The sequence below is a fragment of the Bradyrhizobium sp. McL0615 genome, assembly GCF_049993905.1.
In the GTDB taxonomy this organism is placed as follows: Bacteria; Pseudomonadota; Alphaproteobacteria; order Rhizobiales; family Xanthobacteraceae; genus Bradyrhizobium.
Map to the genome: position 1 here is coordinate 3,781,634 of NZ_CP188254.1, position 24,280 is coordinate 3,805,913.

Genomic DNA, 24,280 nt, shown 5'->3' on the forward strand with positions numbered 1-24,280 from the left:
CCGTCGAGCCCCGCGACTGGGCTAAATACAAGGGAGTAAGAGCATGACAATATCCGATACGCTTCGTTATTCGAGGATTCCCACCGACGGATCTGGGCCGATTCCTGCTGCCGGTTTTGGCACGCTGATTCCGGATCCTCTCGTAACCAAACAGGCGACCAGGGCCGCACTGGAAGCAGGATTTCGACATCTCGACTGTGCGGAGCGCTACCGCAATGAAGCGGCTGTTGGCGAGGCGATTCAGGAAGCCTTTACGGCGGGGACGCTTCAGCGCCGGGACCTGTTCGTTACCACTAAGCTATGGAACCAATCATCGTCCGGAGCGGGTGAGGCCAGCCTTCGATTCCAGTCGCCGGCGACTGCAACTCGACTATATCGATTGCTACATCATCCATACGCCCTTTGCCTTTCGACCCGGCGACGAACAGGACCCGAGGGACGAGTGCGGCCGGGTGATCTATGATCCAGGGGTCACGCTTGTCGAGACGTGGCGGGCGATGGAGCGCCTTGTGGACGACGGTCATTGCAGGTCGATCGGTCTATCGGACATTACCTTGGTGAAGCTGCGGGAGATCGTTGCGGCCGCGCGGATCAAGCCTGCCATGGTGCAGGTCGAATCGCATCCGTATCTTCCCGAATGGGAGTTGCTCGACTTCTGTCGGGAGCAAGGGATTGTACTGCAGGCGTTTGCGGCGCTGGGGCATGCCATGGAGCCAAACTTGTTGGCCGACCCCGTGATTACAGCCATCGCAGAGCGTCTGCACAAGACACCGGCTCAAGTCGCGCTTGCCTGGGCCGTACAGCGTGGCACCGCTTTCCTGACCACCTCGACCAAACCCCAGCGCATTCAGGAGAGCTTTGACATATCGGCCCTGCCCGAAGACGCTATGCGGGAGATTCGCGACCGCATTACCACCAGCGTCAGGTTCAACTCCGTGGTGACGACCGGCGTGCCCGGATTTATTCCCGGTAACCGGTGAACTGATTTTAGCGACGCGGCGCCGCGCCGGCGAAAGTTGCGACCTCCGATGGACTGGAGTGAGAGTTCAATTTTATCAGCTAGTTAGGGGCGGCGTGTGCACGATGTGTGCATCGGGAGATCAAAGAAAATCTCAATGCGCGGGCGTTGGCTGAGCGTGTGTCGCTTGGCAACCGGTGCGGTTGTTGAAAAGGACGCCGTGGTCGAAATTGGAAGGCTGTAGACGCGCGGGTAACGTTGCACAGAGCGTCTATTCGGGGATGTGATCGATATGGAATGTGGGAACGACTGCGCTGAGGATGTCTGGAACCAGATAGGATCTTCCATATGCGTAGGGTTAATTTCAACACCGACCACGCAACTTCTATCTCTCCCTCCTTAACGCTTTAAAAATCTTGCCGTTCATCAGCAGCGCGATTTCAGTAGCGGGCAGCGGCTTCTGGCATTCGGATAGCGGATTGAGCCAAAAATTTGAGTCGGGCAACATCTCGAACAGATTGCGCGCGGCCGCGCCAAGGCAGGTCTCGGGCTCTTTTACGTAGTCGGATATACGCTTTTTCGACGTAAAGGCGGGGTGCCATTTCATGCCCTGGAATTCGACGGTAGCAATGCTGATCTTTTCCTGAAATTTGAGCGAGCGGCGGCGACCAGGCTTCATTGGCGCTTCAGGAGTCAGAACATAGATCTCGGCTTCAAGCAGCGCTTGATAGAATGCAGGAACGATACCGGGATCCTTTCCGGCGGCCTGCATCAGGGCTTCGAGACTGTTTTCCGGCTCAAACACGGTGTGCTCCCATTTGAACGTGATAGTGGATCAGATTTTCGCGCGCAGCGCCTTTCGTGAAGCACTTTCACTGACGCCTGATGGTCTTGGGCGTGGTGCTAGCTCTGATTGTCACGAAGGGCGCGATAGATCGTATTGCGCGACACGCCCAGCCGTCGCGCGGTCTTGCTGATGTTATTGCCGGTTTCCGCATACGCGGTCAGCACATGCGCGCGCTGGATCTCATGCAAGTCGTGTTTCAGCCCACTGTTGCCTGACGCCCTGCCGGGCAGTCGCTCGCCGAATGAATGTCCGACAACGGATTCGACTGCCGCCTCATCGATCAGGCGCTCGGCCAAGGATAGTCTGGAGAGCACGTTGCGCAATTCACGGATATTGCCGCCCCAATTCAGTTCGGCCAATCGATCGATTGCGCTTTCTGTCAAATCCGCGGAGGGATCAATCTTCTCGATCAGATGGCGCGCAATCTCGGCGAAATCCGAACGTTCGCGCAAGAGCGGTAACGTTACCTCCAGCGTGTTGAGGCGAAACAGCAGGTCGGATCGGAAGCGGCCCTTTGCAATAGAGTCGTCGAGATTGGCGTTGGTGGCGGACACCAGGAGGACATCGACCTGGCGTTTGGCGCCGCCGACCGGACGAACCGTCCAATCGTCCAGAAAGCGCAGCAGCACGGCTTGCAGCGTCACCGGCATGTCGCCAATTTCGTCGAGGAACAGGGTGCCGCCGTCGGCCTCTCTGAATAGTCCCGCGGCGCCGCCCTTTTTTGCGCCGGTGAAAGCGCCCTCGGCATAGCCGAACAGCTCCGCTTCGATCAGGCTATCGGGAAGCGCCGCGCAATTGACGGGGACGAAGGCGCCAGCCCGCCCACTGGCGGCATGGGCATGGCGGGCGAGTTGTTCCTTGCCGGTACCTGTCTCGCCACGGATCAGGATCGGCATCTTGCGTGCTGCGGCGCTCTCAACCCGTCGCACGACTCCCGCGATCGTCGGATCGGCCGAGACGAATGGCGGGGTGACTTCCTTCGGTGCCGGCGGCCGCGATCTGGAAACTCCTTGAATCATTGGGAACTGACGCGTGTTTTCGATCGTCGAGACAAATTGGCTTCCGACCTCGTCTTCAAGGCGCTGGCGCTCCTTGCGCCGGCCCTCATCGACAAATGTACTGAACTTCGTACGAAAGACGTCGGCGAAGCGGCGGCCCGGCGAGGCCGGCAAACCATGCAACAAGATGCCCGCGGCCCTGTTCGCCGCGAGTATCCTGCCCTCATTATCGACGGCCAGCAGACCCGCGCTCAATGTGTGCAAATACTCGCCGCGATTGTGGAACGCGATCAGGATATTTGCACGATGATGTTCGCGGAACAGTCCATTCTCGATCTGGGTCGCCGCCATGGCGACCAGCGCCTGGGTGTGAGCCTGCCGGGACATGCAATCCGACGAAGCATCCAATATTCCGGTCAGTTCGCCATCGGGCGCGAAGATCGGCGCTGCGATGCAGGTAAGATTGTTGTAGCGCGAAAAAAAGTGCTCGCGCCCGTGCACGACGATCGCGCGTTTCAGGTGTGCGGCGGTGCCGAGACCATTGGTGCCGCAAAGATTTTCCGTCCAGACCGTACCTGGCCGAATGCTCGCTGCGTTCGAAGCGTCGCTGAAGCTCGGATCGGATACGATGTCGAGCAGCAAGCCGTCCGCGTTTGCAAACGCGATCATGAAGTTGGAGCCGGCAATCTGCTGATGCAGCGTGTGCATCTCAGCGAGCGCTAGGCCACGGACCAGTGAACAACGCTGTTGCTCCTGGCGCAGGATTGCAGGGCTGACGAATTCGGGGGAAGGCGGGCGAAGCGTGTCGAGGCCGAACGAAATGCAGCGCATCCAGCTATCGTAAATATCGGCCGACAGAAGTTCCGCTGGCGGCGCTCCACGCTGCTCAAGCGTCATCCACGCATTTTCGACGCGCCGGCTAGCGGGCAGCATCATCGGTCCTCCCGGAACTGCAGTTCGGCAACTTCCTGTCGGGTCTTCTTCGGCGCCCGCGCGTTCGATGATCATAGATCAAAAGATCAAAAATCCAAATTTCTCCTCGTCCGTCGCGGTCATCGTCAAAGTGTTCCGTGTCGGAACAGTATGCCGCCAAGCGTGCTCCGAGGCGGACCGGAACGAGCATCGTCGGGGTCCGGGGAATGTCAGAAAGATCAGGCAGTTAAGCGCTTGGCACGGCCCTTGCTAACTTACTTAGTTGGGACGGCGCTTGCGCCACGACTGTAAAAAAAAATCTCAGGGGGAGAGACAAGCAAATGAAAGCCGCGGTGCTCCATGCATTTGATGAAAAGCTGACGGCGAAGGAGTTTGTCAAATACGAAGACGTGACAGACCCGAAGATTTCGCGTCCCATGGACGTGATCGTGCGCATTGGAGGCGCGGGCGTCTGTCGCACAGATATTCATATCGTCGAAGGTATTTGGCGCAGCAAGGTTGACGTCAAACTCCCATACGTCATGGGTCACGAAAATGCGGGCTGGGTCGAGGCGATCGGGCCCGGCGTCGAGGGCGTCAAGGTTGGCGACAGTGTCATTTGTCATCCGCTGGTGACCAGCGGACATTGTCTCGCCTGCCGGCGCGGTGACGACATGCACGCACTGGATAGTTCGTTTCCCGGCATCAACGCCAACGGCGGTTACGCGCAATACCTGCTCACGGGCCAACGTTCTCTCATCAAGTTACCCAAGTCGCTGGCGCCGAAAGATGTCGCTCCATACACCGACGCCGGGCTGACGGCCTATCGTGCCGCCAAGAAGGCATCCCGCCATCTGCTGCCCGGTGAATATGTCGCGGTGATCGGCGCCGGCGGACTTGGGCATATTGGCATCCAGGTTCTCGCAGCGCTCTGCGCGGCGGAAATCATCGTGATCGACCGCGCCGACAAATCTCTCGATCTCGCCAAGGAGTGCGGTGCGCACCATCTCGTGAAAGCCGACGGCAACGAAGTCGAGGCCGTGCTGGCGCTGACCGCCGGACGCGGCGCGGAAGCCGTGATCGATTTCGTCGGGGAGGGCGAGGCGATCGCCAAAGGTCTGTCGATGACGGCGAACGGCGGTTACTACTACATCGTGGGTTACGGCGGCAAGATCGAGCTCCCTACCATCGATATGATCACGACGGAAAAGACCATCGTCGGAAATCTGGTCGGCACCTATGCTGAACTGGTCGAACTGATGGCGCTCGCGGATCGCGGCCTCGTCGATCTTCATACCAAAGAATACAAACTCAGCCAGGCCAACGATGCGCTTCATGACCTGCATCATGGGCGCATCCACGGCCGTGCCGTTCTGATCCCGTAGGAAACCCGCCGCAAGATGCCCAGCTTGAGTCCGGAATATCGAACGAGGGTAATGCATGTGAACGCCAGCGGGCGCGGGCCACAGATTACTGCAGAGGAAGCCGCCGAACTTGAGCGCGCTCGGGAACGGATGCTGTCGCGGCACAAGCTGATTGAAGCCATGATTCGGAACAACGAGATGCAACTGAAAAACGAAAGTGCGCGCGGCGGCGCTGAAATTGAATTCGAATGCGCCAGGCGCGATGTCGCGCAGGGAGTAGCCGGCGCGCAACCTGACCTGGAAAGGATGACGGCGCGCCTGCAGGAGCTGCAGCAGGAGCATCAGCGCCTCGTCGCCGTACGCGAATGGCTCAACGCATCGTTGCTTGAATTTGAAAGCGGCCCTTCGACCAATGAACACCAACGCTCGGGACATTCGTGATGAGCAAGACCGGGATCAAGGTTGCCGAAACTGTCGCGCAGACTGGACAAGAACGTGCGCCACCTCGGCAATTGGAATTGAGTGAGGAAGACAAGTCGAAAGACGCGTTCTTCGTTCAAATCGCCGAAACCGCAGAGGCCATGATCGCCCGGCATGGCAAGGATTTCGCAATCGGCACGCTGGTTCTCTCGGCGAAGTTCATCGCCGAAGGCAAGCCGCTCATCAATCGAACCAGCGGAGGTGGCGAGACGGCCGGCGCCGTCAAGCCGGCTTGAACTGAAATCGTGATTTCGCAAATCAAAGTACATTTACCGGACTCAAAGTTTGTTTTCGCAGATGTGAATTTCGAGAGCTCAAGAGATCACGGGTTGACCCAACGACTGAAGCGAGAATGCTGAAGCTAACGCAACGTTCAAAGGAGATAGAGATGTCTGCAAGCCTGACGCTGAACAAGATTACGGCCCAGAAAGGCATAAGCATTGCCGAAGCGGCAAACCGCGTCGCGGATCTTGGCTGGACGCCAAGCTACGTGCAGGAGGCCATGACCTTTCCGACCGATTACAAGATCTCGAAGACCCCGCGCGACCCGATGAAACAGGTGCTTCGGTCATATTTTCCGATGCAGGAAGAAAAAGACAACCGCGTTTACGGTGCGCTGGATGCGGCGCTGCGCGGCGACATGTTCCGCAATGTCGAGCCGCGGTGGGTCGAATGGATGAAGCTGTTCTTGGCGATCATCCCGTTCCCGGAGATCTCGGCGGCGCGTTCCATGGCGATGGTCGGCCGGCTGGCGCCCGGCGAGGAACTGCGCACCGGGTTTACCATGCAGATGGTAGATGAGTTCCGGCACTCGACGATCCAGATGAACCTGAAGAAGTGGTACATGGAAAATTATATCGATCCCGCCGGGTTCGATATTACCGAAGCTGCGTTCGGCAAATGCTATGCCACCACGATCGGCCGTCAGTTCGCTGAAGGCTTCCTGACTGGCGACGCGATCACCGCCGCCAACGTGTATCTGACGGTGGTTGCGGAAACCGCCTTCACGAATACGCTGTTTGTGGCCATGCCTTCGGAGGCGGCGCGCAACGGCGACTATGCGCTGCCGACGGTGTTCCTGTCGGTGCAGTCGGATGAATCCCGCCATATCGGCAACGGTCACTCGATGCTGATGGCGATGATCAATGATCCGTCGAATCATCAGCTGCTGGAACGCGATCTGAAGTATGCCTTCTGGCAGAACCACGCGATTGTCGATGCCGCGATCGGGACGTTCATCGAATACGGCACGACCAACCGCGATAAGAACAAGGAATCCTATGCGGAGCTGTGGCATCGCTGGATCTACGAGGATTACTATCGCACTTATATGCTGCCGCTTGAGAAGTATGGCATCAAGATCCACCACGACGACGTCGCCGCTGCCTGGGACCGCATCGTCAAGAAGAACTACGTTCACAAGACCGCTCAATTCTTCACCGTCGGCTGGTCGGCGAACTTCTGGCGCATCGAGGCCCAGACCGAGAAGGACTTCGAGTGGTTCGAGCACAAATATCCGGGCTGGTACGCTGAGTTCGGGGATTTCTGGAAGTGGCATGCGAAGCTGAGCGTTCCTGGCGAGACCAACATCCTCTTCAACAGCGAGGTAGGCTATTCGTACCCGCATCGCTGCTGGAGCTGCATGGTGCCTTGCCTGATCCGCGAGGACTTCTGCTGCGACGAAGTCGATGGCAAGATGTACACCTATTGCTCGGAAGGGTGCCGCTGGACCCACAAGGTGGCGTTCGCCGCCGAGTATGAAGGCCGCGCCACGCCGGCGATGGGCCGCTTCAGCGGTCGCCGTGAATGGGAAGACTGCTACCACGGTTGGGACATCGCTGACGCGATCAAGGATCTCGGGTTCGTCAGACCCGACGGCAAGACGTTGGTCGCACAGCCGCATCTGCGTTTCGAGGAAAAGGACATGTGGACCCTCGATCACGTGCGCGGCCACCAGCTTGGTAGTCCACTCCGGGGCTTCCGTGCGCTCTCACCGATCGAGCGTGAGGTGGCGATCGCCGACTATCGCAAGGGCTTCAAGATCAATCCTTGTCACTGAGGGTAACAACCGGACGGGGGCCGCTCCGGCGGTCCCCATTTTTTCTCGGGGGCGCCGCCGCTCCGGCAATTCTGTCCAAATCATGAATACGACAAGGCCGAGATTATGACGGATGCACAAGTTCACAGGGTTCGGTTCGAGCCTGTGGGTATCGAGATGGAAGTTGAGGAGGGCGAAACCGTGCTTGACGCGGCGTTCCGTCAAGGCATCTCGTTGATGCATGGCTGCAAGGAAGGACAATGCGGCAGTTGCAAGTCAAAGCTCATCGATGGCGACATCGAGCTGCTGAAGTATTCCACCTTCGCGTTGCCCGATTACGAGAGCGAGACCAGTCACGTCCTGTTGTGCCGCACGCACGCCTTCAGCGATGTCAGCTTCGAATTGCTTAATTACGACGAAGACCTGCTGAGCCGTTCGATAGCGGTAAAGGCATTTGCCGGGCGCGTCGCCAAGATCAGCGCGTTGACGTCCGACATCAGGTTGCTGGAAATAGAAATCGAGAAGCCCCTGAAGTTCTGGGCCGGCCAATATGTCGATCTGACGCTTGGGGACGGCGCCATTACCCGTGCGTTTTCGATGGCGAACGCGCCCGGCGAGAGCACAAACCTGCGCTTCATTATCAAGAAATACCCGAACGGCGCGTTTTCGTCCCAGCTCGATGGAAAGTTGAGCGTCGGCGACGCCCTGATTGCCAAAGGGCCTTATGGCACCTGCTTCCGGAGGGAGGAGAGACCCGGCCCGATGCTGTTGATAGGTGGCGGCTCGGGCATGTCGCCGCTTTGGTCGATCCTGGCCGATCACATCGAGAGTGCGGAGCAACGGCCCGTGCGGTTTTTCTATGGGGCTCGCACGCGCGCCGATCTGTTCTACCTCGACGAGCTGGCGGCGATCACCGCGAAGCTCAAGGATTTCAAATTTGTGCCGGCGCTGTCGCACGCGGAGGCGGATGACAGATGGGATGGAGAAATCGGCTTCGTCCATGAAGTCGTCCTGCGCCATTTACGCGAGGAAAAACTGGCTGGCGCGATCGATGCCTACGCGTGCGGGCCGACGCCGATGATCGACGCCGTGCTGCCCATTTTGCAGATGAACGGAGTCGAGCCCGAGCACATCTATTTCGACAAGTTTACGCCGGCGGTGCGATGACGGCGTTGGAGTTCGTCGCAAGAGAAAATGACAAAAGGGAGTTAGCCATGAGCGCACAATCGAGCAGAGCCGCCCTGAAGCCGGCAGTCGTCAAATCCGGAGCCGCGGGGTCCGCGGTATTTCCGGGATCCGAAAGCCGCAAGTATAACTATTTCGAACCCAAGGGCCGCAAGGCGACGCACTACGAGGACATGACGGTCGATGTCCAGCCCGATCCCGAGCGCTATCTCCTGCAGGATTGGATCATCTCCTTTCCCGACGGAACGCCGACCTACAGCAAGGACTGGACCGCCGCAAAAAGCTCCAACTGGCATAAATTCCGCGCCGTCGATCAGGAATGGGAACGTACACACTACCAGCGCCAGTCGACGATTTGCGGCATGGTGCAGAACACGATCGAGAACGGCCGAAAATCCGGTGCGCCGGCTCGCTTCGATGCGGCCTGGGTGAAGATATTGCAGAACCATCTCGGTGCCTACAAGCATGCCGAGTTTGGTCTTGGCACGTCGACCATGCAGGCGCAGCGCTACGGCTATACCCAGATGGTCAACAACGCGATTCTCACCAACTCGTCCTACAAGCTGCGCTTTGCCCAGGATATTACGCTCTATCTGAGCGAGATTGGACTCGACCTCCCGGGTTTCGACATCGCCGCGGGCAAGCAGCACTGGCTCGAGGATCCGATCTGGCAGGGCGTGCGCAAGTCGATTGAATCGGTCATGGGCTCAAACGACTATCTCGAGCAGTACTTTTCCACCAACGTCGTGTTCGAGCCGCTGGTCGGCGAGTTGTTCCGCTCGGGTTTCCTGATGCAGGCGGCCGCGGCACAAGGCGATTTCATAACTCCTGCCGTCGTCTCCGCGGCGGAGGCCGATTATGAGCGAAATCTCGCCAACACCGTCGAGCTGTTTCATATCCTTGGTGAGGACCCGACGCATGGGGCTCATAACATCGCGCTGTTCAACAAGTGGCTCGCAAAACATGCCGAGCTCGCGCTCGATGCCTCCAATCATCTGCAGCCGATCTGGTCGCAGCCGCGCGTCAAGGTCGCAACATTCAGCGACGCTTTGGGGCATTCGATGAATCGCATCAAGGGTATCGCTACCGAGCTTGGCCTGAAGATTCCGGCCAATCTCGCATCATAGACCGACGCCCCTTTACCCAAACCCTTCAGGAGACAAACATGCTGCACGAGAACGACAACATCTTCAAATCGATGAAGGACATCACGTTCGAGGACACGGTATCGCATCAATGCGGTGTGACGATGAACGACAGCGTCGAGGCGCGCGCGATCGCCGACGTCATGAGCCGTCATGACCATATCAAGGTGACGTATATGCCGGCGATGATCCGGATCGATGGCGACGGCAAGATGGAATTCAAGATGGACGAGATTTCGGAGGAACTGGGTCGCGTCATGACCCCGCATCTCTTCGAAATTTCAACCTCGACGCATTACGGCCGCATGGTCATGACCGACGACAACACCGTCATGCTGTTTGGCGACATGAACGAGATGATGAAGTACATCGTCTGAGGGTTGCGAAGAAGGAGATATGGCCGGTTTGGATGCCGGCCATATTGGTCCGGCTGCGCCAATGGCGGGCCTAAAAACATTCAATCTTCACGTGGGAGGAGAAAGCGCCATGTACAGGACAGCCAAAGGCGAAGAGATATTCGTCATCGACGGGCATACCCATTTTTGGGACGGCAGCCCGGCTAACCAGAAGAATATCCACGGCAAGCAGTTCATCGAATGCTTCTATGCTTACCATTCAAACTTGAGTCCGCCGTCGGAGAAGTGGGAACTGGAAAAGTTCGAAAAATACGACGCCAGGACGATGTTCGACGATCTGTTCGTCACCGGCTATGACGACATGGCGATCCTGCAGCCGACCTATCTGACCGATTTTTACAAGACTGGCTTCAATACGACCGAGCGCAATTCGGCGTTGAAGAAGAGTCATCCGGACCGGTTCATTCTGAACGGCGCCTTCGATCCGCGCGACGGCGAGAAAGGCATCGAGGATCTGCATGCCCTCTCTGAAAAGCACAAGCTGAAGGGCGTCAAGCTCTACACCGCCGAATGGCGCGGAGAATCGAAGGGCTACAAGCTGACCGACAAGGCGTCCTACAAATATCTCGAAGCGGCGCAAAAGCTCGGCATCAAGAACATCCACGTCCACAAGGGTCCCACCATCATCCCGCTGAACCGCGATGCGTTCGATGTCGCCGATATCGACGACGTCGCGACTTCGTTCCAGGACCTGAATTTCATCGTCGAGCATTGCGGCCTGCCGCGGCTTGACGATTTTTGCTGGATCGCAACTCAGGAAACCAACGTCTATGCCGGCCTCGCGGTGGCTTTGCCCTTCATCCACACGCGCCCGGGATATTTCGCTCATGTCATTTCCGAGCTGTTGTTCTGGGTTGGGCCGGACAAGATCCTCTACGGCAGCGACTATGGCATCTGGACGCCGAAGTGGCTGATCGACAAGTTCATGGCATTCGAAATTCCCGCCGACGTCACCAAGGAGACCGGTTCGGTCTTGTCGATGGAGACGAAAATCAAGATTCTTGGCCTCAATGCGGCGCGCCTCTACGGCATAGATGTCGAAGCCCAGAAGAAGAAGATCAGGGCGGGCGGGGGGTATGCCCATTTGCCCGAAGCCGTCCACGCGGCACGGTGAGCGCCATGGGTGGTCACGCCGAACGGAACGAACAGGCGCGAAGCCGGCAACCCCGGGACCGGCAAGCCGAAGTCTGGGCATGCCTGCAAGGCGTAACTGATCCGGAGCTAGATGAATCCATTACCGAGCTGAACTTCGTCACCAAAGCCGATGTGGATCCGGAAAACCGGGTCCACATCGAGTTCCGTCTGCCGACCTATTGGTGCGCCGCCAATTTCTCGTTCTTGATGGCGGACGACATGCGCCGGGCCGTGAGTGCGCTGGACTGGGTCGAAGGCGTCAGTGTCGTGTTGGGCGAGCACATGTATGCCGACAAGATCAACGCGGGTCTCGCCAAGGGACTGTCGTTTCAGGAGACCTTCGGCGCCGAGGCCGATGGCAACCTGGATGATCTGCGTCAGACGTTCCTCGTCAAGGCATTCCAGCGCCGGCAAGTAGCGCTGCTCAACCACCTCATCGGGGTAGGGCACTCGCCTGAAATAATCGTCGGCCTGACGCTGATGGAGCTGGGTTGTCTGCCGGTCGATGATGAAGGTGAAAAATTGGTGCGGAGTTATCTGGAACGGCGCGCCGTCGTCGGGCCGTTACGTGCCGACTTGCCGGCTTTCGTCGACGCGGAGGGCGCGGAGTTGAAAACCGACAGCCTCGCTGCCTACATTTCAAAGCTAAGGCGCGTCGGCGTCAATGCCGACTTTAACGGCGCTCTCTGCCGCGGTCTGCTTTCCGTGCGCTTCGATCTCGAAACGCCCTTCGTGCCGAAATCAAAGGCGCCCTCGAAAACGCCGGACTCGCAGCACGTTCCCTGACACCGGCGTGCCGGACTGTAAATAGCTCCAAGTAAGACAAACTCTTGATAAAAGGTGAGGACATCCAATGCCGAAGATCATGCTGCATGATGACGCGGCCCGGGCAGCGCTGGGCAGGGGTGTCGCCAAACTCGCCAAAGCCGTGCGCGGCACGCTGGGTCCAAAGGGCATGAACGCGATCATGGACCGGCCGATCGGTACGCCGATCATCTCGCGCGACGGCGTCAGCATCGCCAGCGAGATCGAGCTTGAATGCCCATTCGAAAATATGGGCGCGCAGGTGCTGCGGGAGGTCTCGAAGCAGACCAATGAGGTGGCGGGCGACGGCACCACCACCGCCACGGTGCTGGCCGACGTGCTTGTGCAGGAAGGACTAAAGTGCCTTGCCGCGGGCGCCAACCCGGTAGAGCTGGTCGAAGGGCTTGAGCTGGCAGTCACCGAGACCATCGCGGCGCTGAGGCGCTCGGCCAAAGCTCTGCAGGGCCCCGCCGGTCTGCGTGCCGTTGCAAGCATCGCCGCTAACGACGCGGCGCTTGGAGAAATGGTAGCCGAAGCTTTTGAGCGAGCCGGCAATCACGGAATTGTCGCGGTGGAATTCGGCAACACAGTCGAAACGACGTTGGAAATCGTCGAAGGCATGGCCTTCGAGCGCGGCTATCTTTCGCATCACATGGTGACGGATGTGGAGAAAATGCAGGTCGTTCTCGACAATCCGTTCATCCTGATGACGGATCACAAAATTCAGACCGGTGAACAGTTGGCCGGTGTGATCTCGCTTATTGAAAAGAGCGGCCGGCCCTTGCTGATCATCGCCGAAGAAGTCGCGCCGCCGGTGATCATGCAATTGCTGGCGCGCCGGGAGAAGACCAATTTCAGGGTTGCTGCCATCCATCCGCCGGAATTTGGCCATTGGCGCAAGGCGATGCTCGAGGATATCGCGATCACCACCGGAGGCAGGGTGATTTCGGTCGATCTTGGTGGCAAGCTCGAAAAGGCGGAATTGCACGATCTCGGCTCCGCGCGCCAGGTGCGTATTTCAGCCTCGAAGACGCTGATCACGGCAGGAGGTGGCGATCAGAAGAAGATCGCCGCGCGCCGCGAGCAGGTCATGCGCCAATATGATGCCGCTCCCGAAAATATCGAGCGCGACAAATTCCAGGAACGAATCGCAAAACTCTCCGGCGGCACCGCCATGATCCTCGCGGGCGGCGCGACGCCGGTCGAGCAAAAGCGCCGCACCCAACTGATCGAGGACGCGATCAATGCGACGCGCGCAGCGATCGAGGAGGGTATCGTTCCGGGAGGCGGGCTCGCTTTGCTCAAAGTCGCTCCCAAACTCGACGAGATGATCAGTGGTTTGAACGGCGGGGCTCGGCAGGGCGCCGAGCTGCTGCAACGCGCGCTCAGCCGTCCGCTGTTCTACATCGCAGCCAATGCGGGGCTGAACGGTGAGGCCGAGGTGACTAAGATCGCCAAAGGAGCGAATGGCCACGGCCTCGACGCACGCAACGGCGCATCTGTCGATCTCGTCAAGGCCGGCATTATCGATCCGGTCAAGGTCTGCTACAGCGCGGTTCGCAATGCGGCCTCGGTCGCCGGCCTGATCCTGACGACGCAAACGTTGATCGCCAAGAAGCCGGACGACTACGATCCAACGGCCGGGCCTGCCTTGGGTGGCGGCGCCGAGCTGCTTTGATCTCGCCGCACCCGCAGGTCATCTCGGCTTGTGTTGTCCGAGTGCCCGATAGATGGTGTTTCTCGAGACACCGAGACGTCGCGCGGTTTCGCTGATGTTACCGGCGGTTTCGGCATAGACCACAAGGATTCTGGCCCGCTGGATGTCGTGGAGTGATCCAGATGTCGTTAGTGGCGCCTGACAGATTATGGCCTCCAATCCGACCTCGTCGATGAAGCTGTCGGCGCTGGCGAGGGCGAAGCGTGCAAGTATATTACGCAGTTGCCGGATGTTGCCGGGCCAAGGACGCGCGGCGAGACCAGCGATGGTCGCCGGTGTGATTTCGCAATTTGGATCGATGGCGCCAAGCAGATGGTGAACGATGGCGGCGAAGTCGCTGCGATCACGGAGTCTCGGCATCGTCACCTCCAGGGTATTGAGGCGATAGAGCAGGTCGGAACGGAAGCGCCCCTCGGCGATGGCCTTATCGAGGCTGGCATTGGTAGCGGAGACGAGAAAGACATCTACCCTGGTTCTAACGCCGCCAACGGGGCGCACGGTCCAGTCGTCAAGCAGGCGCAGAAGCACGGCTTGCAGCGCGACGGGCATGTCGCCGATCTCGTCGAGAAAGAGCGTGCCGCCGTCAGCCTCCTTGACGAGTCCAGTTGCGCCACCGCGCCGTGCTCCGGTGAACGCGCCGTCAGCATAACCGAAGAGTTCGGCCTCGATCAGGCTTTCGGGAAGGGCTGCGCAATTGACGGGGACGAAGGCGCCGCGCCGTCCGCTGGCGGCATGAGCGTGGCGGGCGAGTTGTTCCTTTCCGGTACCGGTCTCGCCCCGGATGAGAATCGGCATCTTGCGTGCTGCCGCGGTCTCGACCTGCCGAACAATGGCTCGCACCTTCGGATCGCGGGCGACAAAGCTGGACGTCGTGCTCGCAAGCGGGCCATCCAGATGCTGAGGTTCCGGCGTCACATCTTTTCGAGGCCGCGACAAGCTCGCGGTCTCGCGGTGTTCAAATGCGGGTTTTAGCTTCTGAATGTCGCGATCGGCGATCGGCAAGCGCCGCCGGGCATGCAGCACCACGATAGCGCCGATGCCGGAGGTTTCGTTCTCGACGAGATCGAAACTAGCGTTCGGAAGCAGTTCTTTCAGTTTGACCGGCCACTCATCGAAGGGTATCGCCTTCAAAAGGCGGGTTGGCGTTTCGCCGCCAATACCGTGACGGTTGTTCTGGAGAGCACTTAGCGCGCGCTCGGTGGCGTGGAGGATCGCGCCTCGACGGTCAAGCACAATGTACTCGTCGCTCAGCCACTGCGCTCTTTTGGCCAGAAAGTGGCACAGCAGCTTTTCGTGATCTTGCCGGACCGATTGCGCCAATACACTTTCCACGTGATGACCGACGGAGACGGCCAAGGCGAGGCTCTGCGGATTGAAGGTGCTGGCTGGGCCAGAGATGTCAACCACGCCAAGCAGTTCGCCATCGGTAGGATCGTGAACCGGAACGGCAGCACAGGTCCATCGCTGCACTTTCGAGCAAAAATGCTCCGTGCCGCGGATCTGGACAGGTTTCGATTCCGCTATCGCCGCGCCGATCGCGTTGGTGCCGATGTCGGCCTCGCTCCAGCGGCCTCCATGTTCCAGATGAACCGTGCGACCGGCGTCAATGACCCTGTCATCGCCCTGGGTGTCGATGATCAATCCTGTGGGATCGGTGAGGATCATGATCGAATTGGCATCGCTCAGGAATGTTTTCGAATTCTCGAGCGCGCAACGGGCGGCATGACGTAGTGAAGCGTGCTTGGAACGGTGACGAAACAGCTCAGCGTCAGCAACTAGCGGCGCCCGCGCGCGGTCAACCGTGACCCGATGGTTTTTGGACCTCTGCCATGATGCAGCGACTGATGATCTCAAATCGGACGATAAAGCTCCGCGCTCGACGAACTTCTCCCACGCGGCCAGCACGTCTCGTTGGTCCATCCCGGCTCCTCCGAGGTGACAAAGTTCGAGACCCGAATATTAACAGGCCTCGTGATCAATCACCTGAATGCGGGCTGCTTGTTGCAAGTGCCGTCTTCACAATGCAACGCGTAACTCCAGACCCCTTCCAGGCACCTGAACGGCTGCCGCCTGGATCGAGTCGTATGCCTGCCACGCGTGTCATGCGGACGGCTGCGCCATCCAGCCAAACACCCCATCCAGCGTTCACTTCCCAGACGTCCCGTGCGGTCTTTGTTGCCGCTGATGGGCGCAGCCTATACGTCTTGGTCAATTGGCGCAAAGGAGGAGTCAGAGGTCCGCAGCCCCTGAAAGTTTATCGGCGATGCGCGTCACCGAAGCGGCCTACCGGGCGGATTGATAAGGTGCAGTGCAGCATCCAGGAATCGAGCCGCGCCATTGTCCTAAGCTGCCCTTCAATTCCATCGCGGAACAGCCCGCTATTACTGCCACCCCGGTTGTAGCTACCTGGGATCCACTCGCGCCAACGGTGATGTTCGTGGAAAAATTTCGCGCTATGTCTGCGATTCGACGCCATCGTCGATTGGCTCTCATTAGAGCTCGGTTGCTGCTGCTAGATCAAACTTGCCCATGATGGATTGGAACGAGAGTTAAGAGTTTTCAGATAGTTAGAAGGCAGCGTGTGCACGATGTGTGCACCGAGAGATCAAAGAAAATCTAACGGCAACCAGCGTCGGCACGCCGAACTGATCGCGTCGCAGCGGCTGGTCGATGTTTCCAGAAGGAGTGATCTCGTTCGGCAAGCTGTGAATTTGCACTGGCCAACGTCAATTCGGAACATGCGTGGTTACAGACCGCTTTTGGCGCAAAGCAGTCGTTGACCAGCTGACCGGGATTTCGCCGACGCGCGAGGCTAAACTTTCCGTCAAGACCTTACGAGCGTCGGGTGCGAGAAGATGGGAAATGTTCAGTAAGCTACCAATTTATGCGTAGGGCTTGAATTCATTATCGGGAAGTTTTGCGCGGCTTGGCAACCAGAATTTTTCCTTCATCAACTAGGTCTCGGCAAACCTGCATCAATCCCGTGAAAACTTCACGCGTGGCGCGGCTCACCGGACGGCCGCGTGGCAGCGCCAATACGCGATCGGCGCGCATCCACGGCAAGAGTGCGGCCGACAATTTGCCTGCCTCGATCTCTTCGTGAATGCCGGAGAAGGGCAGCAGGCCATAACCGAGGCCGGAGGCCACGATTCGCTTCATCGGCAGGGCGCTGTCAACCCGCAGCGAGAATGGCACCGTTGGTGGGAACGGATTGCGGCTGAGCGGCACGATGGCGGCCGGCAGGCCTTCGAATTCCTTGCGGGTCAGCTTGCCGCGTTTGAGCAGGGGATCACGCGGCGGACCAATCAGGAATACCTGCTCGACCACCAGCGTTTCGTAATCGAGGTGATCATTGGGCTGCGGCGTGGTGACGACGGCGAGATCGAGTTCGCCACGCAGCAGGCGGTCGCACATTCCCTCCGTCAGGCCTTCGCTCAATTCGAGCCGCACCCGTGGGAAACGCTTCACGATTAGATGGGCGAGTGGCGCATAGAAGATATCGGCGAGACTGGAGGGCGCGCCCAACCGCACCGTACCGCTGGGCTCGCGGTTTTCCGTTCGTACTTCGGCCTTGATGTCATCAATGGTGCCGAACAGCCAGCGGCCGCGTGCCAACAGCACCTTGCCTGACTCGGTCACGGTTACGCCGCGCGCGCCGCGTTCGAGCAACGCACCGCCAAGCTCGCGCTCGAGTTCCTTGACGTGCCGGCTGAGTGCCGATTGCGCGATATTGAGCGTGCTGGCCGCAGCCGCGAAACCGCCGCGTTCGGCGACCGCGACGAAATAACGAAGCTGCCGCAGGTCCAATTTCAGCCTCCGTCTCAAATTGAGATAGCAACCATATCAAACATATTCTTGTGAGATAACAGAATTAGGGCAGTCTCTGCCCAAAATAAATACAGGGAGAAAACGGGTATGGGCATCGCCGCGGACGAAGCGCGCCAGACGACTGTATTCATCGCCGGCGGTGGCCCGGTCGGGCTCGCAATGTCGCTGCTGCTGGACAGGTTCGGCATCGATTGCGTCGTGGTCGAGAAGAGTACGACGACAACAGATCATCCAAAGTCGCGCGGTTGCTGGGTCCGAACCATGGAGATCTTCCGGCAGTGGGGGATCGAAACGGCCATCCGCGACCGCGGCCTGCAAGAGAACTCCGACATGTTCGTGTTCCTCGACAGCATCGGGGGACATGAGTTCGGCCGCACAAGGCCCGAACCGAATGTCGGGCACACGCCGGCGTGGAAGAGCCTGGTCGCTCAGGATGCCGTCGAGGAAGAAATCCTGCGCGTCGTCGAGCGGTCGAAACACGCCACCGTGCTGTTCAGCACCGAATGTGAATCGTTCGAGGAAACCAACAGCGGCGTCCGTGTCAGGACGCGCTCGGGGGCGACCGGCGAAATCACCGAATGGAGCGCGACCTACCTGATTGCCGCAGATGGCGCCGGCAGTCGAACCCGCCGCAACGCCGGCATCGAGATGGTCGGGCCGGCCACGCTGGCGGTGATGTCGAACGAGTATTGGCGGGCCGATCTGTCGAGCCTGCCGATTGCGCGCGAGGCGGCGGGCTTCATCGTCATCCCGGACAAGCCCGGCCTGCCGCGCGCGGGCATCCTCAACACCAACGGCCGTGATCGGTGGCTGACGGTGACGCAGATCGGTCTCACCAAGGACGATCGCGAGCGGCCTTGGACCGATCAGGAGTTCCTCGAAATCGCGCGTGGGCATGTCGGAATTCCCGACCTTGACGTGACGCTGCTCAACCGCTCGATCTGGCGCGTCAGCATGCAGGTCGCGGAGACATTCCGGAAGGGACGGGTGTTCCTGGTCGGCGACTGCGCCCATCGCTTTCCACCGACCGGCGGCTTCGGCTTGAACTCCGGGGTGCAGGACGCGCACAACCTCGCCTGGAAGCTGGCGTTCGTGCTCAAGGGGTGGGCGGACGACCGCCTGCTCGACAGTTATTCCAGCGAGCGCCGGCCCGTCGCGCAGTCCAACGCCAATTTCAGCTTCGGCAATCGCCTGCGGTTCGGCCTGACCGACGATGCGGTGCGATCCCGGAACCCAGACCGGATCCGCTTCTGGATCAACGATATGGACAATCACCTTCACAGTATAGGTCAAAATCTCGGACACAATTATGAAGATGGCGCTGTCATCCCCGACGGCACCGTCGCGAAGGCACTGAACTCGCGCTACTACACGCCATCCGATCGCCCCGGCGCGCGTTTTCCGCACATGTGGCTGGATTGCGCGCGAAAACATTCGACGCTTGACTGGTTCGACAAGGAATTTTCCGTCGTCACCGGACCGCTCGGCAACGAATGGCTTGAGGCGGGGCGCCAGGTTTCCGAAAAGACGGGTGTGGCGCTGCAGCTCAAGCAATTGCCCGCGGCTGATCCGGCAGACGGATATCAATTGGGCATGCGCGGCGCCGTGCTGGTGCGTCCCGACGGTCACGTGGCGTGGCGGATGCCGTGGCTGCCGTCGGATCCGGCAAAGGAACTCGCCGGCGCGCTCTCGACGCTGCTGCATTAACGGAGGCTTCGATGCAATCGTTCGAGGCCAATGGCGTCATTACAGCCTATCAAAAAGTCGGCCGCGGAGCGCCGCTCGTGCTGCTGCACGGCGGCGAGGCCGATCATGCGATGTTCGGCGGCCTGGCACGCGCACTGAACGACCATTTCACCGTCATCGCCTACGACCAGCGCGATTCCGGCGCCACGCGCAATCCCGCCGCGCCTTATTCGCTGGCGGACCTCGCCGACGATGCGGCGGCCCTTATCCGTGGCCTCGGCCATGACCACGCCCATGTGATGGGGACGTCGCTTGGCGGTCTGATCGCGCAAGTGCTGGCGGCACGGCATCCGGACCGCATCGACCGGTTGATCCTCAGCAGTACTTGGAAAGTGAACAAAAGTCCTCTGGAGGTGAATGCGGATGCTTTCCGCAAGCTGGCGTCCTACCGCGCCGATACCGCAACCAACGCGCCGAAAATCGCCGAGTTCTTCTTTCCGCCGGATTGCCTGCGCGACCGGCCCGAACTGATCGAGATATTTCGCGGCAACAGCCGTGATGACGACCAGAAGGCGCGGCGTGGCGGCATCCTGACGCTGCAGGTCGCGGCCGACCTTTCGAACTTCGATCGCCCGACGCTGCTGCTTGCCGGCAGCGAGGATCGCCTGATTCCGAACGCGGAGACATTTGCCATCGCGCGCGATCTCAAGTGCGCCGAAACGCGCGTGGTCGAGCAGGTCGGACACGTGTCGTCGATCCAGGCGCCGGAACGCGTGGCGGAGGCGGTGATTGCATTTCTGAATTCGTAAGAGGCGGGTCGACAACACGGGGAGAAGACCAATGGCCGACCAGGCGAGCGCAGTGCCATTCGACGAAGCGCCGGTAACGACGCGCTATTGGCTATCGATCATCCTTTTCGCCGTGACGGGCGTGGTCGACTTCTTCGATTTCTTCGTGGTCGGGTTTTTGGTGTCGGTGCTGGCGCCGAAATGGCACCTGACCTTCGGGCAGACCTCGATCATGCTGATGAGCGCCGGCATCGGCGCCATGCTTGGCGCGCTGGCGTCGGGCTTCCTCGCCGATCGTTTTGGCCGCAAGCCGCTCGCCGTCGCCGGTGTCCTGATCTGCGGCCTCAGTTCCGGAGCGATTGCGCTGATACCGGAGGACGGCTGGATCTTCTTTGCGATACTGCGCTTCTTCGTCGGCTTTGGCCTTGCGGCGGGCGCGGCGGCAGCCGTGCCGGCGATCGTCGAGTTCGCGCCGACCCGCCACAGGACGTTGGTTACCAGCCTCGTGGTCGTTCCTGTCGCCTTTGGCGTGTTGTCGGCATCGATCACGGCGAGCTATCTGCTGCCGCTGGTTGGTTGGCGCGGGCTCGCCGCGGTCGGCTTCCTGCCGATCATCCTCGCGATCCTGACCGCTTTTGTCATGCCGGAGTCGCCCCGTTGGCTGATCAGCAAGGGCCGGGTGCGGGAAGCGCAGACCAGCATCCGCAAGCTCTACCAGGTCGGCGATCATCCGTTTGACCTGCCGGCGCTACCAGCCGCAAGCCGCGCTCGGTTTGCCGATCTGTTTGCCGAACAACGGCGTTTCTGGCTGACAGTGCTGATTTGGTTCGGCGCCAGCACCGCCAATTATGGCGTCTTCCTGTGGGGACCTACGATCGTCGCCCTGTTGCTCGGGGTCGCGCCCCAGGATGCAGCGAAGATGTTCATCTATGTCAGTCTTGCCGGCGTGCTCGGCCGGACCGGGTTTGCGTTTCTGGCCCATCGGGTCGGCCGCAAGCCGTGCGGTCAGCTGATGGGATATGGCATCGCCATTTCCCTCGGATTGGCCGCCTTCTTCCATAATGATTTCGTCGGCTCGATACCGTTGTTCCTGGTGTTCCTGATCGTTGGTGCGTTGTTTTTCGACGGCGGGTTCTCCAATCTCGCCCCCTATCCGGCGGAGATATTCCCGGTTCAGCTCAGCGGGCGCGCGGTTGGATTGGCGCAGTTCGCCAACGGCATCGGCAAGATCGTGGGGCCGCTCTGTCTTGCCTTGATTGCGGGTGCCGACAATTTTGTGCATCCGCAGGCGACTGCATCCGCTGTGATGCCGGCCTTTGTCTTCCTTGCCGGCGCGGGCCTGTTGGTCGGACTTGCCTTTACCTTCCTTGGCGTCGAGCCGCATGGGCACCCGGTGTCGTTGTTCGGCGGCACAAGGAGCGGGAATGCAGCGCCGAAGCCGGTGACGGCAAAAACCGCGGCGTAACCTCTAAGAGGAATTGAATGTCATGAACCATACGCACAGCGAAGCCGCAGCGAAGCCGCCGTTCGATACGGCGAAGCTCGACCGGCTGATGGGGGAGGCGGACCTCGATGTCCTCGTCGCAACCTCGCGGCATAACGTCCAGTACCTGTTGGGTGGCTACCGCTTCTTCTTTTTCGACGCGATGGATGCGATCGGCGTCAGCCGCTATTTGCCTGTCGTCGTTTATCAAAGGGGCCGGCCCGAAAACACGCTTTATGTCGGTAATCGCATGGAGGGTTTCGAGCGCGAGCTGGGAACCATTCCGGCGCCGATCGTCAAGACGTCGTGCTGGGGAACGCTCGACGCGACCGAAACTGCTGTGCAGCATATCAAACAGCTCGGCGACGGCGTGAGGAGGGTGGGTATTGAACCAAGTTTTCTGCCCGCTGACGCCAGGCAACTTCTCGGTGCTCAGCTCGGCAATGTAGAGTTGCTCGATGGGCAGTTTGTGCTGGAACGGTTGCGCGCAATCAAGACGGCAACGGAGATCGAGCTTGTCCGTCAGGCTTCAGCGCGCGTCGTCAGCGCCATGCAGGCCACGTTCAAGGCTTGCGAACCCGGAATGAGCAAGCACGATGTCGTGGGCCGGTTGAGGAAGGAAGAGCAGGCGCGCGATCTGACGTTCGAATACTGCCTGATAACAGCGGGGACCGGCCGCAACCGCGCGCCGTCGAACCAGCGGTTGGAGCGGGGCGACGTGATGTCGCTCGACTCCGGTGGGAATTTTCACGGCTACATCGGGGACCTCTGCCGCATGGGCATCCTCGGGCAACCCGACGCCCAGCTGAAGGAGTTGTTGCAGGAGGTCGAGGAAATCCAGCAGATAGCGCGCAAGGTCATCCGGCCGGGTACGGCGGGTGGCGAGATCGTCACGGCCGGCGAAGCAGCAGTGAAATCCTCTCCGCATCGCGACATACTGGATTTCACCGCGCATGGCATCGGCCTGATCAGTCACGAAGCGCCTCGTCTGTCCGATCACGGTCCGGTGCCGTACGCGGCTTATGATGCCGGTCGTCCATTGCAGCCTGGAATGGTCATCTCGATCGAGACGGCGCTGCCGCATCCGACCCGCGGCTACATCAAGCTCGAGGATACGCTGATCGTGACTGACACCGGTTGGGAAGCGGCAGGCGACGGCGCGTTTACGAGAACTGCCGCGACACCGCGGTCCAAGTACACCGCCGCGAGCTCGACTGCGTGGCTTGGCACCGCGCGGATATACAGGCTGTTGAACCGGCAGTCGGCGTCCACGACGGCGTGCCCTCGGACGCAATAGCGGCTCGCCTCGGCGTAGGCCGCATCGGTCATCTGATATAGGCCGACGGCGCTTGAGGCGGGCTTGTACACCCCGAAAGGGTTCCAGGTCAGCCGCCAACGCCAATAGGTGCGCGCCACCGGATTGCCCGTGCTCTCGATCTGCGCCAGCGCGGCGAGCAGCTCGGGTCTAATGGTGTCGGTGGAATACTTACGGAAGAGCGGCCCATACTGCTGCCAAGTTTCGCTCGGCACCTTGTCGAGCGCCCCGCCGAAGAAAAAGAGTAGTTCGGTCGGCTTGCGGACCACCTGATAGACGGCGTTTGCCAGCGAGACTACCGCGAGGACCGTCGCTGCGACGAAAGCGATCCGAACCGCCGCCGGTACAGTGGCCAGTCTCCGTCGCGCCCACCGGGCGCCTCGCCAGCGGCAAACAGGACCAAGAAAGGTGTTCCAGCCTTGCCGGACGCGTTTCTTACGAATGCTGGGCTTGGGAGGGTGCGACACGGACACGGGGGATGGTCAGCCTGTTGTGCGCTGGCATGCGACACCACACCACTACGCTGCGGGGCGACTAGATCACGGTGCCAGTCCCGGCACTTCGTATCATATGAAGCGCGTCAGGTGGGCTGAACAGCCCCGCATGCCCGTTCTCCGCCGTGCAGAGGAAACACCGGCGGCGAGCAAAAAGGAACCCCTCCCGTCGCGGTGCCGCTGGACACTATGATCGCCTTTCAACCTGCAGAGACCTTCGTCCACTCCGCTAAACGGTGCCAAGTCCGATTGTGGCACTTTTCGGACGTGTTGCGACCGTCTTCCGATGTCCGCTGATGGGGAGTAGACCGGACGTCGCCATGGTCCGGTCAAACCGACGCGAATGACCCCGTTGCAGAAGTCAGGTCACCAGTCTTTTTGTGACGCACAACGAACGTTGCCTCTGCGGCGTGATACGGTACGCATCGGCGGCCTAGGAGCGGTCCATGCGCAGATGAGGGATCGGGTGAGTCAGGTCAACCGCCTCCGAAGGTAGACGGGTCATGAGTTCTAACCGCCTCCGGAGGTAAGGGCGGATAGCCTGGAAACTTGTAGCAGCTCGGAGGGACGCACATACCTTGGCTGGGCTGAATGGCAATATGGTGACTCGTGCGGAAGTGATGCACCGTTTCGGCGTTGGCAGAAGCACACAGGGTGATCAACAGGCCGAAGGCCAAAGCGAAACGCA

Annotated in this window: 18 protein-coding genes and 1 pseudogene; 15 read left to right on the top strand and 4 right to left on the bottom strand. The window is 60.0% G+C overall.

What is annotated here, in order from left to right:
* The first annotated feature begins 43 nt into the window (after nt 1–43).
* A pseudogene (locus ACPPVP_RS17810) lies at nt 44–980 on the top strand (aldo/keto reductase).
* Between the two features lie 363 nt (nt 981–1,343).
* Here the strand turns inward: ACPPVP_RS17810 and ACPPVP_RS17815 are convergent.
* Both ACPPVP_RS17815 and ACPPVP_RS17820 read right to left on the bottom strand, forming a co-directional pair.
* Complete coding sequence (locus ACPPVP_RS17815) at nt 1,344–1,763, bottom strand: SseB family protein (RefSeq protein WP_426536540.1); 420 nt, start codon at nt 1,761–1,763, stop codon at nt 1,344–1,346.
* A gap of 98 nt (nt 1,764–1,861) precedes the next feature.
* Complete coding sequence (locus ACPPVP_RS17820) at nt 1,862–3,736, bottom strand: sigma-54-dependent Fis family transcriptional regulator (protein ID WP_426537916.1); 1,875 nt, start codon at nt 3,734–3,736, stop codon at nt 1,862–1,864.
* A 320-nt stretch (nt 3,737–4,056) separates the two neighbouring features.
* On the opposite strand from ACPPVP_RS17820, the gene ACPPVP_RS17825 reads away from it, so the two are divergent.
* The 10 genes from ACPPVP_RS17825 (at nt 4,057) to ACPPVP_RS17870 (ending at nt 13,959) form a co-directional block, all read left to right on the top strand.
* Nucleotides 4,057–5,100 (top strand): NAD(P)-dependent alcohol dehydrogenase, encoded by a 1,044-nt coding sequence (locus tag ACPPVP_RS17825; protein ID WP_426536542.1) that lies wholly within the window; start codon nt 4,057–4,059, stop codon nt 5,098–5,100.
* Between the two features lie 51 nt (nt 5,101–5,151).
* Nucleotides 5,152–5,520, top strand: coding sequence for a hypothetical protein (locus ACPPVP_RS17830; RefSeq protein ID WP_426536544.1), 369 nt, complete (start codon nt 5,152–5,154; stop codon nt 5,518–5,520).
* Entirely contained in the window at nt 5,520–5,795 is a 276-nt protein-coding gene (locus tag ACPPVP_RS17835; RefSeq protein WP_426536546.1) for a hypothetical protein, read from the top strand. Before ACPPVP_RS17830 ends, ACPPVP_RS17835 begins: the two co-directional genes overlap by 1 nt.
* A gap of 152 nt (nt 5,796–5,947) precedes the next feature.
* Nucleotides 5,948–7,618 carry an aromatic/alkene/methane monooxygenase hydroxylase/oxygenase subunit alpha gene (locus ACPPVP_RS17840; RefSeq protein WP_426536548.1) on the top strand — a complete coding sequence of 557 codons (1,671 nt, stop codon included), beginning with the start codon at nt 5,948–5,950 and terminating at the stop codon, nt 7,616–7,618.
* A gap of 156 nt (nt 7,619–7,774) precedes the next feature.
* Nucleotides 7,775–8,764, top strand: coding sequence for an FAD-binding oxidoreductase (locus ACPPVP_RS17845; RefSeq protein WP_426536550.1), 990 nt, complete (start codon nt 7,775–7,777; stop codon nt 8,762–8,764).
* Between the two features lie 47 nt (nt 8,765–8,811).
* Complete coding sequence (locus ACPPVP_RS17850; RefSeq protein ID WP_426536552.1) at nt 8,812–9,909, top strand: aromatic/alkene monooxygenase hydroxylase subunit beta; 1,098 nt, start codon at nt 8,812–8,814, stop codon at nt 9,907–9,909.
* A gap of 38 nt (nt 9,910–9,947) precedes the next feature.
* A complete protein-coding gene (locus ACPPVP_RS17855) occupies nt 9,948–10,304 on the top strand; it encodes an MmoB/DmpM family protein (protein WP_426536554.1) in 357 nt (118 codons plus the stop codon).
* Nucleotides 10,305–10,413: 109 nt separating this feature from the next.
* A complete protein-coding gene (locus ACPPVP_RS17860) occupies nt 10,414–11,457 on the top strand; it encodes an amidohydrolase family protein (protein WP_426536556.1) in 1,044 nt (347 codons plus the stop codon).
* A gap of 5 nt (nt 11,458–11,462) precedes the next feature.
* On the top strand, nt 11,463–12,263 hold the full coding sequence (locus tag ACPPVP_RS17865) for a metal-sulfur cluster assembly factor (protein ID WP_426536558.1): 801 nt from the start codon (nt 11,463–11,465) through the stop codon (nt 12,261–12,263).
* 67 nt (nt 12,264–12,330) lie between these two features.
* Nucleotides 12,331–13,959 carry a molecular chaperone GroEL gene (locus ACPPVP_RS17870; RefSeq protein WP_426536560.1) on the top strand — a complete coding sequence of 543 codons (1,629 nt, stop codon included), beginning with the start codon at nt 12,331–12,333 and terminating at the stop codon, nt 13,957–13,959.
* A gap of 18 nt (nt 13,960–13,977) precedes the next feature.
* Here ACPPVP_RS17870 and ACPPVP_RS17875 read toward each other — a convergent pair whose 3' ends face one another.
* Both ACPPVP_RS17875 and ACPPVP_RS17880 read right to left on the bottom strand, forming a co-directional pair.
* Entirely contained in the window at nt 13,978–15,918 is a 1,941-nt protein-coding gene (locus ACPPVP_RS17875) for a sigma-54-dependent Fis family transcriptional regulator (RefSeq protein WP_426536562.1), read from the bottom strand.
* A 984-nt stretch (nt 15,919–16,902) separates the two neighbouring features.
* Nucleotides 16,903–17,805, bottom strand: coding sequence for a LysR family transcriptional regulator (locus tag ACPPVP_RS17880; RefSeq protein ID WP_426536564.1), 903 nt, complete (start codon nt 17,803–17,805; stop codon nt 16,903–16,905).
* Between the two features lie 108 nt (nt 17,806–17,913).
* On the opposite strand from ACPPVP_RS17880, the gene ACPPVP_RS17885 reads away from it, so the two are divergent.
* From ACPPVP_RS17885 to ACPPVP_RS17900, 4 genes are read left to right on the top strand one after another with little or no spacing between them, the layout of a single operon-like run.
* Nucleotides 17,914–19,533 carry an FAD-dependent monooxygenase gene (locus ACPPVP_RS17885; protein WP_426536566.1) on the top strand — a complete coding sequence of 540 codons (1,620 nt, stop codon included), beginning with the start codon at nt 17,914–17,916 and terminating at the stop codon, nt 19,531–19,533.
* Nucleotides 19,534–19,544: 11 nt separating this feature from the next.
* Nucleotides 19,545–20,321 carry an alpha/beta fold hydrolase gene (locus ACPPVP_RS17890; RefSeq protein WP_426536568.1) on the top strand — a complete coding sequence of 259 codons (777 nt, stop codon included), beginning with the start codon at nt 19,545–19,547 and terminating at the stop codon, nt 20,319–20,321.
* Between the two features lie 31 nt (nt 20,322–20,352).
* Entirely contained in the window at nt 20,353–21,765 is a 1,413-nt protein-coding gene (locus tag ACPPVP_RS17895) for an MFS transporter (protein ID WP_426536570.1), read from the top strand.
* A gap of 22 nt (nt 21,766–21,787) precedes the next feature.
* The gene (locus ACPPVP_RS17900; protein WP_426536572.1) at nt 21,788–23,080 is read left to right on the top strand and encodes a M24 family metallopeptidase; all 1,293 of its coding nucleotides are present in this window, start codon (nt 21,788–21,790) and stop codon (nt 23,078–23,080) included.
* Nucleotides 23,081–24,280: the final 1,200 nt, after the last annotated feature.